Origin of the sequence: Streptomyces oceani, from assembly GCF_001751245.1 — a bacterium.
Classification (GTDB): domain Bacteria; phylum Actinomycetota; class Actinomycetes; order Streptomycetales; family Streptomycetaceae; genus Streptomyces; species Streptomyces oceani.
Genome location: NZ_LJGU01000150.1, coordinates 1 through 10871, shown reverse-complemented (window position 1 = coordinate 10871; position 10871 = coordinate 1). Strand labels below are relative to the sequence as shown.

At 67.0% G+C, this 10871-nt stretch carries 11 protein-coding genes and 1 pseudogene; 4 read left to right on the top strand and 8 right to left on the bottom strand.

The window, feature by feature from the left end:
- Positions 1-48: 48 nt before the first annotated feature.
- Genes dbpB (AN216_RS23065) through AN216_RS23050 form a run of 4 tightly spaced genes read right to left on the bottom strand, consistent with a single transcriptional unit; the run spans position 49 to position 4464 of the window.
- Positions 49-1143 (bottom strand): DGQHR domain-containing protein DpdB, encoded by a 1095-nt coding sequence (gene dbpB, locus AN216_RS23065; protein ID WP_070198643.1) that lies wholly within the window; start codon positions 1141-1143, stop codon positions 49-51.
- 47 nt (positions 1144-1190) lie between these two features.
- Positions 1191-2414: a tRNA-guanine transglycosylase DpdA gene (gene dpdA, locus AN216_RS23060; protein ID WP_070198642.1), complete on the bottom strand. Its 1224-nt coding sequence runs from the start codon at positions 2412-2414 to the stop codon at positions 1191-1193.
- Positions 2411-3604 carry a DGQHR domain-containing protein DpdB gene (dbpB, locus tag AN216_RS23055; protein WP_244502609.1) on the bottom strand — a complete coding sequence of 398 codons (1194 nt, stop codon included), beginning with the start codon at positions 3602-3604 and terminating at the stop codon, positions 2411-2413. Before dbpB (AN216_RS23055) ends, dpdA begins: the two co-directional genes overlap by 4 nt.
- Positions 3550-4464 carry a hypothetical protein gene (locus AN216_RS23050; protein ID WP_070198640.1) on the bottom strand — a complete coding sequence of 305 codons (915 nt, stop codon included), beginning with the start codon at positions 4462-4464 and terminating at the stop codon, positions 3550-3552. The genes dbpB (AN216_RS23055) and AN216_RS23050 overlap by 55 nt, the downstream gene beginning before the upstream one ends.
- Before the next feature lie 109 nt (positions 4465-4573).
- Here AN216_RS23050 and queC point away from each other — a divergent pair, with 109 nt between their 5' ends.
- From queC to AN216_RS23030, 4 genes are read left to right on the top strand one after another with little or no spacing between them, the layout of a single operon-like run.
- A complete protein-coding gene (gene queC, locus AN216_RS23045; protein WP_070198639.1) occupies positions 4574-5269 on the top strand; it encodes a 7-cyano-7-deazaguanine synthase QueC in 696 nt (231 codons plus the stop codon).
- Positions 5270-5271: 2 nt separating this feature from the next.
- Positions 5272-5907 carry a 7-carboxy-7-deazaguanine synthase gene (gene queE / locus AN216_RS23040; RefSeq protein WP_070198638.1) on the top strand — a complete coding sequence of 212 codons (636 nt, stop codon included), beginning with the start codon at positions 5272-5274 and terminating at the stop codon, positions 5905-5907.
- On the top strand, positions 5908-6264 hold the full coding sequence (gene queD / locus AN216_RS23035; protein WP_070198637.1) for a 6-carboxytetrahydropterin synthase QueD: 357 nt from the start codon (positions 5908-5910) through the stop codon (positions 6262-6264).
- A 2-nt stretch (positions 6265-6266) separates the two neighbouring features.
- On the top strand, positions 6267-7034 hold the full coding sequence (locus tag AN216_RS23030) for a GTP cyclohydrolase I FolE2 (protein ID WP_070198636.1): 768 nt from the start codon (positions 6267-6269) through the stop codon (positions 7032-7034).
- Positions 7035-7547: 513 nt separating this feature from the next.
- Here the strand turns inward: AN216_RS23030 and AN216_RS23025 are convergent.
- From AN216_RS23025 to AN216_RS23010, 4 genes and pseudogenes are all read right to left on the bottom strand, one after another.
- On the bottom strand, positions 7548-9245 hold the full coding sequence (locus tag AN216_RS23025; protein ID WP_070198635.1) for a relaxase/mobilization nuclease domain-containing protein: 1698 nt from the start codon (positions 9243-9245) through the stop codon (positions 7548-7550).
- Positions 9242-9586 carry a plasmid mobilization protein gene (locus AN216_RS29440; protein ID WP_079166888.1) on the bottom strand — a complete coding sequence of 115 codons (345 nt, stop codon included), beginning with the start codon at positions 9584-9586 and terminating at the stop codon, positions 9242-9244. The genes AN216_RS23025 and AN216_RS29440 overlap by 4 nt, the downstream gene beginning before the upstream one ends.
- Positions 9587-10023: 437 nt before the next feature.
- Positions 10024-10209: pseudogene (locus AN216_RS31150) on the bottom strand (DUF2637 domain-containing protein); the annotation flags it as partial.
- 195 nt (positions 10210-10404) lie between these two features.
- The coding region (locus AN216_RS23010) for an ATP-binding protein (protein WP_070198633.1) at positions 10405-10871 on the bottom strand (467 nt) is incomplete at its 5' end.

Below are 10871 nucleotides of genomic sequence, written 5' to 3'. Positions count from 1 at the left end.
CCCCGCTTTCGGGGAGGAGGCCATCGGTGGGTGAGCAGGGAGATGTGGCTATTTGTCGGCGCAGGCCTGCAGGTGGCTGCTGAGCAGCCGCACGTCGCCGGCCGTGTTCTGGAGGCTGTTCCAGTTGCGTTCCTGGCCATCCGAGAACATCCATTTGCCCGACGTCCAGGCCACATGGCCTTCCAGCCCGCGCAGGGCGCTGCGGACCTTGTCCCAGTTGACCTTGCTGTAGTGGACGTCCGCGGTGAGCCGGTCCATGACGAACCCCATGGCCTGGATACCCACACCATGGGTCAGCCTCGACTCCTTGGGAGGCTTGCCCCACGCATCCTGGAACATGCTCGCCACAGGCGTCCAGAAGGACAGCAGGTGCGCCAGCATCGCCTCTTCGTCGCCGGTACCGTCCTCGGCGTTGCGGTACTGGTACAGGGCGCCTTCATAGATGCTGTGCTCCAGCATCTTCAGAACGCTGTTGTCCTTGATGTTGCCGCCGGGCGACGTGGGGCTGCTGATCCTTCCACTGAAGGGGCCATCCCCCATGTTCAGCAGGACCATGATCTTCGCCGCGAGTTGACGGCGCGCGTACGAGCGCGGCAGCTGACCGGTGGTCTCGGGCAGCAGTTCGTAGACGAGGCCCTTGGGCAGAGGCTTGGTCGAGTTGACCAGGATGAACTGCGACCGCTGCTCTTCCTGGGAGGCAATGAATCCCACCGCGGCGACGGGAAACTCCGCCAGGTTGGCGTCCCGGATTGCTGCGCTGCGCTGCTGGCCGTCCACGAGCCAGGCCGGCTTTTCGTGCTCGGCGAGCGACTCGTCGACGGGGATGACCAACTCGCCCGGGACGGCGTAGTCGATGCCCTTGGTCGGCCGGCCCGCAACGAACTCCACCCGGTCGTCGAACGCAAAGACCAGGGCGTTGGGCAGCATCGCCCCGTCGGACTCGAGGTAGCGGCGGATTGCCCGGATGTGACTGAGGGCCTCGGGCCGCTGATACCCCTGCAGTTGCTTCTCGTCATCGCGGCGGATGCGCGAGACGGCGGTGAAGTCGTGCAACTCCTTGCCGTCGACCGCGAAGCAGTAGATCTGCTTGTCGCCTTGATTTACTTGCAGGGCGGGGAGTCGCAACGCGTATCGGTCGGCCACATCATCTCCTAGGTGGGCAGTTCGTAGACATCGGGCGGTTCAGGTGTTCACGTGAAGTTGAGCTGGCTCATCTTCGCCTGGAGGACGGTCATGTTGTGGAATCCGCGGCGCTTGTTCCGTTCGGTGCCGCGGAAGATGACGATCTCGACGCCTAGGTCCCTGCAGAGAAGGCAGGAGCAGTCCTCCCAGGGACGGTCATCCAGGGTTTTCTTGTATTTATCGTGGTACTTGGTCCATTTTTTCTCGTCAACGAGAGTCAAATAGGTCTCCAACGCCGCCATGGCCTCGGTCAGTTCCAGTTGCTTGTTGCCGTACGCACGCAAGGCGTGGAGGCATTCGCGCTCAGCCTTGATGGCGGCTGACTGGGAGACCGCCCCCGCCAGGATCTGCCTCTTGAGAGTGGGATTCCCGTCGACCTGGGGGACCCGGACGGCCGTGTAGGTGTCCTTGGCGGTGTGGAAGTTGTTGCGCTCGTCCATGAAGGCCTGCCGGAAGGCAGAAGTGCTGTCGAAGCTGGCCACGCCGCGCTTGGAGAATTCTTCCATGCTGCCGATGCGCGTGATGCCCAGCAGGTGCAGTTTGGTGGTGTCCTTGTCGCGGACCTCTTCGATCTTGTCAAGGCAGGCCATGATCTCGTGGGTCTTGAGGGGAACCATGCCGCCAAGGGCGATGCGCTTGTACCCCATGTCCTGGAGTTGGGCCACGCTATCTGCGTAGCTGGCCGGGCTCCATCCCTGGGCGGCACCGAAGGGGATGACCTTGCTCTTGCGGTCCTCGATGCCGGCAAGGAATTTCTCGGCGAGCCTAAGCGAGATGCGTCGGCGCTCGGCCCACGCCGGATCGACCTCGGTGTCGGTGGCCTTCGGTTGGTAGCCGAAGATCACGTGGTCAATGCTGACGCCCTCGTCGAACTGGCATTCTTCATAAAAATCGAGAACTTCTTCAACTGAGTACGGAGGGATCTTCTCGTCGATATAGTTGAATGCGCCGCAGTCTCCGAGGCTGTCCATTCCTTCGGGGAGCCGGAAGAAGTCGCGGACGCCGAGGCGGTAGAGCCGCTGACGCTGGGGAGCGGTGTACTTTCCGGCACCCTTAACAGAGCCGTCAACGATGGCCTTGCTGACCAGTATGCCCTTGTAGGGGGCGGGAGTGACTACCTGGTGCGCATAGCGGTCATCGCGTTGCCGGACACGAAAGTCGGAGTATTCATCGCTAAAAAAGTCGTAACTCGGGCTGACTTGGTCCTGACTGTCCGGAAAATAGAACTTCACGACGCGCTGGTCCTTGACTGGAAGTAGATACGAATCAAAAGGTTCGAAAGGGTGCTGATATGCCGTGGTGTGTTTTGGAGTTCGTCCCACGGGGTGTTGAGTTCCGGCCAGCGCCCCTTGGTCCAGTGGCAGTGGGGAGCGATGAGCGCCAACTCGGCCTTGGCCTGCTCGTGGGCCTCGGGCGAACCCGGTTCGGCGACAGCGAGGACCCGGTCCATGACTCGGTCCATGAGTCGCCCCATCGAGCGGATACCGACGCCGTGCATGAGGCGGCTCTTGGTCGGTGATACGCCCCAGGCGTCAGGGAAGGTGTCCCGTACCGCGCTCCAGTAGGTGATGAGGATGCTGCGGATCGTGGCGGTTTCGACCGTCCCGTTCGAGAGATTCTTGTACGGGAAAAGAGCGCCCGACGGCTTCAGGGATTCCTCGATAGCGGAGATCAGACTGTTGTCCTTCACCACGGCGCTGGATCGCTTGTCCGTGATGGTCGACGCCTGGTTGATCAGTCCCTTGAAGGGGGAATCGGCGTCCTGGTTCAGAGCATTCACCAGGACTGAAGGGAGCTTCTTCGCGGACAGCTTCGTCGGGAGTTTGGTGTGCACCTCGGGGAGAAGCTCCGTCACCAGATTGCCGGGCAGTGGCGACACCGTGTTGACGCGCAGGAACTGATCCCGCTGCACCTCGATGTCCTCGGCGACAAAGCCGGCCACCATGACGGGCAGCCCGGATCTGCGGGTGCGCGCGAGCGCCAGGCTCCGCTGCTGCCCGTCCACGATGAAGGCAGGCCGGGGCGCGCTGGGCGACTCGGGCAGGGAGATCTCCAGCGTCCCGATGGTGGAAAGACCGTCCGTGCTGTTCGGCCCGCGGCTGCCTCGGAACCGCACCGAGGTCGGAAGGGCAAGGATGAGGCCGTTGGGGAACAGCACATCCTCGCTGTCGAGGTACTCCAGGATCTGCTTCACGTGCTGCTTCTTCTCGGGCCTCTGGTACCCGAACAGTTTGCCCGCTTCGTCCCGGGAGATCCGTGCGACATCGGCCACCCGGTCAATCTCACCCGCTTCGAGCGCGAACACGTACAGCGGGATGCCCGGATTCTGCTCGATCCGCAGTGCCCTGCGTTTGAGGACGTCTTCTGTCACCGCTCCCCCATGGTCCTCTTGTACAGACTGGCAAACCTGCTCTGCTCGCATGCTCGGCCGCTGTCACGCAGGGCCCGCAGCAGCCGGGTGCGGGAGATGTCCGGCACCTTCGCCGTCTCCCGTCTGATAAAAGTGATCACGTCATCATCCGACATTGGCTCCCGGTTGTACTGCACCGGCTTCGTGGTGGCGGCCGACCACGCATTCCACGCCTTCTGCGCCTCCGGCGAGGTGAGTGCATGGTCTCCGGCGTGCTCGAGCCACGCCGAGGCCATGCGCGCGTTCAGGCTCGTCAACGTGCCGCCCACCGCATGGCTCAGTCCGGCGTCGGACCGAACCCGGTGAACCCCGGGAATCTCGCGCACGCCCCCGATGAGCAGCGCCTCACCGCCCTGCTCCCCCAGGGCCAGCAGTTCCTCCTCCATGGCGCCCGCATAGACCTCGGACAGCACCATCAGCACCGGCCCCCGGCGGCCGAGTTCCTGCAGCGTGACCCGACCGGTTCTCGCCTGAAGGTGACCCCACCACCGGGCGTTCTCCTCCGTTGACGTGGCAACGGCGTCGGCGTGCCGCGTACTGAACGTTGCCGCATAGACGGGTGCCTTATGCACTTCGGGCTCCACCTGCTGCAGGCCCAGCCCGGCCGAGGCCACCCACAGTTCCGCCTGGTAACCCGCGGCCGAGGCCGTCGTCACTAGTCGGCGCGACCGAGTCCAATGATCACCGCGGTAGAGGTCCGAGAGGGAGTGCAGAGAGGGCCCTCCGTGGGCGGTCGCCCCCCGCAGGCGCTCCTGCCAGTTGTCGGAGCGCTGCTTCACGCTGCCCTCCGGCAGGTTCCTGGCGCACAGGGCCGCGTCCGGCCTCTCGACCTTGCGGTCAGTGCACGTAACCACCAGCGATAGTTGCCCCACGCGGTTCGACTCCCGACAGTCATAACTCGTACTTGCTGGCGATTACTCTACCTGTCAGTTTCCACGCTAGGCTTCAGGCATACACACCGGCCTAACTAGGGAGTAAGGCATGGCACGTCCTGCGATCGTTCTGCTGAGCGGCGGTCTGGACTCGACCACGGTCCTGGCCATCGCGAAGGACCAGGGCTACACGCCGTACGCCCTCAGCTTCCGCTACGGCCAGCGCCACAGCGTGGAGCTCGAGGCCGCGAAGCGCGTGGTCGAGGCCCAGGGCGCGGCTCGGCACGTCATTGCTGACATTGACCTGCGAGTTTTCGGCGGCTCCGCGCTGACCTCTGACATCGAGGTGCCCAAGCACGACTCTCTGGACCACACCGAGGGGGGCGGCGTGCCGATCACTTATGTGCCTGCACGCAACACGATCTTCCTGTCGTTCGCGCTGGCATACGCCGAAACTGTCAACGCGAGTGACATCTTCACCGGTGTCACTGCCGTCGATTACAGCGGCTACCCGGACTGCCGTCCGGAGTACATCGACGCGTACGCAAAGATGGCCAACCTCGCGACCCGTGCCGGCGTCGAGGGCACCCAGCAGCTCAAGATCCACTCGCCGCTCGTGGAGATGTCGAAGGCCGACATCGTGCGTGAGGGTCTGCGCCTGGGTGTGGACTACTCCATCACCTCCAGCTGCTACGACCCCGACGAGCAGGGACGTGCCTGCGGCTGCTGCGAGACCTGCCTGCTTCGCCTGAAGGGCTTCGCCGAGGCCGGTTCCACCGACCCCGTGCGGTACCAGGACGCCTGAGAATGACGTATCTGATCAAAGAGATCTTCTACACCCTCCAAGGCGAGGGCAGCCATGCAGGCCGCCCGGCGGTCTTCTGCCGCTTCTCACGCTGCAACCTGTGGACGGGCCTGGAGAAGGACCGCCACCGCGCCATCTGCCAGTTCTGCGACACCGACTTCGTGGGCACCGACGGCGAAGGCGGCGGCCGGTTCGCCACGCCCGAGGACCTCGCCCAAGCCGTGGAGAATGCCTGGCCTTCGGAGTCCGCCGACCACCGCTTTGTTGTGTGCACTGGCGGCGAGCCGCTCCTGCAACTCGACGAGGCGGCCGTCGAGGCCCTGCATGCCAGGGGCTTCGAGGTCGCGGTCGAGACCAACGGCACGCGTGTGCCGCCGGCGGGCATCGACTGGCTGTGTGTGAGCCCCAAGATTGGTTCCGAACTTGTGGTCACTAAGGGCGACGAGTTGAAGCTGGTCTACCCCCAACTGGGCGGAATTCCCTCCCAGTTTGAAAATCTGGACTTCAGGTTCTTCCGCCTTCAAGCAATGGATGGCCCCGACTTGGAGGCCAACACCCGTGCAGCAGTCGACTACTGCATGAAAAACCCGCGCTGGATTCTCTCTCTCCAGACGCACAAGTATCTGGGAATTCAGTAAATGGAAATCTTTCGCGAGTTCAATTTCGAGGCGGCGCACCGGCTGCCCAACGTCCCCGAAGGCCACAAGTGCTCCCGGCTGCACGGCCACTCCTACAAGGTGATCGTGCACGTCGAGGCGCCGGTTGACCCCGAGGCGGGCTGGGTCATGGACTTCGGTGACCTCAAGCGGACGTTCAAGCCGATCGAGTCGCAACTCGACCACTATTACCTGAACGACATCGAGGGCCTGGAGAACCCGACCAGCGAGGTCCTGGCCCGCTGGATCTGGGAACGCCTCCAGCCCAACCTGTCGGGGCTCTCGGCCCTGACGGTCCGTGAGACGTGCACGTCGGGCTGCACGTACCGGGGCGAGTGAGCATGCACGACATCCAAAACGAGACCGACTCCCGGGGTATCGAACTCGACCGGGTCGGTATCGACGGTGTCCGATACCCCGTGTCCTTCGAAGACGGCCACCTCCGCCAGGAGGGCATCGCGAACTTCGAGGTGACGGTGCGCCTCCAGAGCGACCGGCGCGGCACGCATATGAGCCGCATGGTCGCCCTCGTGCATGAGCACTTGCAGAGGTTCGACCCGCGGCGGTTGCCTACTGTCCTCAAGACCGGCGCGGATCTGCTGGATGCGCCCGCCATCACCGTGGCGATGGCCATGCCTGTCAGCACGACCGTGGTCGCCCCCGCAAGCGGCCGTGAGTCAAAGCAGGTGCACGACATCCGCATCGAAGGGCACTGGGACAACGGCAACGTGACGGTCCAGACGGCCGTGACCACGGAGGTGACCAGCCTCTGCCCGTGTTCCAAGGCCATCTCCGACTACGGCGCACACAATCAACGCAGCAAGGTCATGCTCACCGTGACCAGCCAGGGCGACACCCCCTACCCCCTGCCGGTTCACGGCGCCGTGCGGTTGCTGTCGTCCTCCGCCTCGGCGCCAGTGGTGCCCTTGGTCAAGCGCGCCGACGAGCGTGTCTTGACCATGCAGGCGTACGACAGTCCGGTGTTCGTCGAGGACATGGCCCGTGAGGTCAGTGCCTCCTGCCGAGATCGAGGCCTTCGGCACGCGGTGAGTATCCGCAATCTGGAGAGCATCCACAGCCACGATGCCATCGCCTTCATCTCTGGTTAGCCACCCAGTCCCGCGGGAGCCGCGATTACGGCAGTGGGCGATCTGGTCGCGCTTTTCCGGGATGGTGCAGCCGATGCCGTGTCGGCGCAGGCAGGCGCGGTTTGCGCGGGAGCTGTAGGCCTTGTCCGCGCGCACTTTGGACGGCCGGGTGCGCGGCCGCGCCTTCCCCAGCCGGGTACCCGGATGCGCTCGAGAACCCCTTGGAACTGCGGGGAGTCCCCGTTCTCCCCGGCAGTGATCACCAGCGTCATGGGCCGCTGGGTGGGCTCGACGGCAAGGTGGACTTTGGTGGTCAGTCCCCCGCGGGAGCGTCCGAGTCCGTGGTCGTCTGGTTCTGCGTGCAGCCCACTGGGCGGTTCCCGCGGTAGGTCTCCCTTTTTGAGGACTCCGGGCGCGTGCTAATGGGCGCGGGCGACGGTGGAGTCGACCGACACCTCCCAGGCGATCAGGTCCTGCGCATCGGCCCTGGCCTGCAACTACGTAACCACCATTCCATATCATTCTCTTGTTGCATCATCGGCGGCGACTGTGAGCGTGGCGCTGCTCGGGCTGGACTGCGGCTGCTGCCGCGGGGAGTCCGGGCTTGGTGTTGGGCCGTGCGGGGGCGGCGGGTAGGTCGGTGGTCTGGCGGATGCGCCAGACCAGTACGTCGGAGGTGGAGTCGGCGCTGTGCAACTCGCGTTGGTTCGCGACCTCCGGAAGCACCGAGCTGGGACTGTGTCCGGCGTGTTCGGCTTCGGTGAGGGTGGCGGCCAGGGCGGGCCAGCCGGGTTCGCTGAGGACGGTGTCAGCGAGGTGGGGCAGGGCGGCGCGCACCGCTTCGCGGAGCTGTTCGTGGACGGTGTGCGGCAGCTGCTTCCCGTGGTCGTGTAGGGCTCGTAGCACGGGAGTGGCGGTGACGCGGTAGGCGTCGCGCAGGTGTTGGGCGGCCTGCTGCACGGCGGCGGCCTGTTGGGCCTGCTGCCGTTGGGCGTGCCACCGTGCGGCGGCCAGTGTCAGGAAGACCAGCGTGCTCAGCGCCATCGCCGTGGCGCCGCCGTCCTCTCCGCGGCCGAAGGCGGGGCCGCTGTGGGCCAAGGCGCGGGCGGCTCGGCGCAGCTCCTGGCTGTGCTGGTGGGCGGCGCGGGTGTGGGAGCGGGAAGCGCGTTCGAACGCCGCAGCCGCTGAGCGGAGTTCGGTGCGGTGGGACGCGGCGCTGGTGGTGGCCAGGGCATCGAGAACTTCGCCGGTGGCGGAGATCTGCGCGGCTGCGGCGCGGTCCTCGACCGTCTCGAATCCGCGGAGCGTGTTCCAGGCGGCGTCGCCGGCCATCCGGCGTGCGGCCGCGGGGCGCATGCGCGGGGTGGTCTCCTCTGTGGAAGGGGAATTCTGGCCCGGCTCCTGGGCGAAGCGCTGTTGGATGCGGCGCAGAGACAGGTCGGGGGCGAGTTTGGAGCCGGAGAACCAGACGGGCTGGTCGGCCTTGTTGCGGTCGCCGGGCAGGGCGACGGCGTAGCCGAGAGTGTCGCCGGAAGTGCCCTGCTTGGTGCGGATCCGGAATCCGGCTTCGGCGAGCCGGGTGAAGAACTCCGCCTCGTCGCCGGCACCGGCAGCCGCCCGGCGGACGCCTTCGCGCAGCTCCTCGCGTACGGGGCGCTCCCGGCCCTGTCGTTGGGCCTTGTGGCGTTCGGGGCTGGTGGCGCGGCGGGCGGCGGTCCCGTCTCCGGGCTGGACGGGGGTGAGGTCGTAGTCGGCTTCGATGAGGCGGCACTCGGCCTGGGCGCGCTTGCCGGATCGATGGTGGTCGGGGCGGTGGCCGTCCTCGCGGACCAAGGTGGCGACGATGTGGATGTGGTCGTCGGCGTGCCGCAGGGCCGCCCAGCGGCATCCGGCGCCGTCGCCGGTGTCGATGCCGGTCGCGGCCACGGTGCGGCGGGCGATCTCGCCCCACTCGGCGTCGGTGAGGGTGCGGTCGCCGGGGGCTGCGCGCACGGAGCAGTGCCACACGTGCTGTTCGGGCCGCTGGTCCTCCGCCAGCAGGTGCAGGGGTTGGTCGAGCAGCTTCTTGAGTTCGATGCGGGTGGCGGCGGGATCGCGGCCGGGGTCGGGTGCGGTGCCGTCGAAGGAGGCGACCAGGTGCGGGTCGATGTGCTCCTCGTGGGTGCCGGGCCCGTAGAGGTAGTGGAGCAGTCCGGCGGTGCGCTTGCCCTGCTGGTGGACGCGCGGAATCAAGTGGACCTCCCCTCGCCGGGGGTGGTCATCCGATCAGTGACCTGCTGGACCTTGTCCACAGCGCTGTGGACGTCGTCGAGCACGGCCTTGATGTCGGCGGCGTCGCCGCCGAAGTTGAGCACACGGGCGGCCTGGTTGAGGTTGCTTCCCGCCCGGCCAAGCTGCCGCCGTAGAGCGAACAGCTCGGTGAGGACTTCGCGTTCGGTGGCGACGGCGGCCGCGGTGCGGGAGCGGTCGCGGGCGGCGACGAGCGCGGCGTGGGCGAGGAAACCGGCCACGCTCATGCCCGCGCTCTGAGCGGCAGCCGTGATCAGGGCGTGCTCGCGCTCGTTGAGGCGCACGCTGTGGGCGGGCCGCCGGGTGCGATCGCGGAGACGCGCTGTGCCCTTGGCCCTGCGCCCGGACGCACCGGGCTGCGGCGAGTCGGCGGCCGCCGCCACCTCGCCTCCAGCTCCCGGACGGCAGGGGTGAGCGGGAGCAGGGGCTGATCGGAATGCTGACCAGACGGGCCGGTTGGCGTTCCCGGTTCGTCGTCGCCGTGCTCGTTCTGCTCACCGGACAGCTCAGGGACGGTGGCGGGTGAGCAGAAGTCGGTCGGCCCGAGCGGCTGCTCGGCCGGTGCGGGTGAGCGGTGTCCGCCTGAGGGTTGGCGGGCGATGAGGATGTACAGGTGGACGGCGCCGGCGAGGGCGGGCGGGGCGAGGGTGGACAGGGCTCCGACGGCGGCGTCGCCCAGGTGCACCCCGCCGTGTGCTGTCCGTTGGTTGAGGCGGACGGCGTGCAGGGCGTTGGCCCAGATGCTGGCGACGGTGGCGGCGGAGAAGAGCGTCCAGGCGTAGAGGCGGGCCCGGAAGGCGGCGGTGCGCAGGAGGATCAGGGCCCGGATGCCGTAGGCGATGAACCCGTCGATCAGGAGCGGGAAGAGGTAGCTGAGTACTCCGCGGACGTGGACGGCCAGGGCCATCTGCTGCAGGGCATCGTAGGAGAGGGCGAAGCCCGCGGTGCCGAGAGCGGTGACCGCGGCGCGGTCCCATCCGGTCACGCGGTGACCGGGCTCGTGTGCGGGCAGGGCGAGTTGCGTCATGGAGGAGTCTCCGAAGCAGCGCCGCGGCCGGCAGGGTGGCGCGCGGGTTGAGCGGAAGGTGGGCGCCAGGGCTTGTTATTTGGCGGCTGCGGTGCGGCGGCGGTCGTTTCCGCTGAGCACCACGCGGTCGGTCATCTCGGCCAGGCGGGAGGCGACGCGGTCGCCGACGGCGGCGCGCAGCTCGTCGGTGGGCAGGTTGGTGGTGATCAGGGTGGGGAGGAGCTCGGTGTACCGGCGGTTGATCAGCCGGTAGGTGAGTTCCTCGGTCCACTCGGACTGCTTGGCCGCACCCAGGTCGTCCAGGATCAGCAGCGGGCACCGGCACAGGGCCTGGAGCTCGCGCTCGGGGTCGTGACCGGGCGGGGGGCGCAGGCTGGCGTGCAGATCGGCGGCGGTGACGGCCTGCCAGCGCAGTCGGACCCCGGCGGCTAGGAGCGAGCGGACGGCGCCGAAGGCCTGGTGGGTCTTGCCGGTGCCGGTGGGTCCGGCGATCAGCAGCGACGGGCCGTGGGCGATGCCCGGCGTGCCACCGGGGCTGCGGC

Excerpts from the sequence above, each read along its gene's own strand:
- dbpB (WP_244502609.1), bottom strand. The coding sequence starts at position 3,604 with ATGCGAGCAGAGCAGGTTTGCCAGTCTGTACAAGAGGACCATGGGGGA.
- queC (WP_070198639.1), top strand. The coding sequence starts at position 4,574 with ATGGCACGTCCTGCGATCGTTCTGCTGAGCGGCGGTCTGGACTCGACC.
- queE (WP_070198638.1), top strand. The coding sequence starts at position 5,272 with ATGACGTATCTGATCAAAGAGATCTTCTACACCCTCCAAGGCGAGGGC.
- queD (WP_070198637.1), top strand. The coding sequence starts at position 5,908 with ATGGAAATCTTTCGCGAGTTCAATTTCGAGGCGGCGCACCGGCTGCCC.
- AN216_RS23030 (WP_070198636.1), top strand. The coding sequence starts at position 6,267 with ATGCACGACATCCAAAACGAGACCGACTCCCGGGGTATCGAACTCGAC.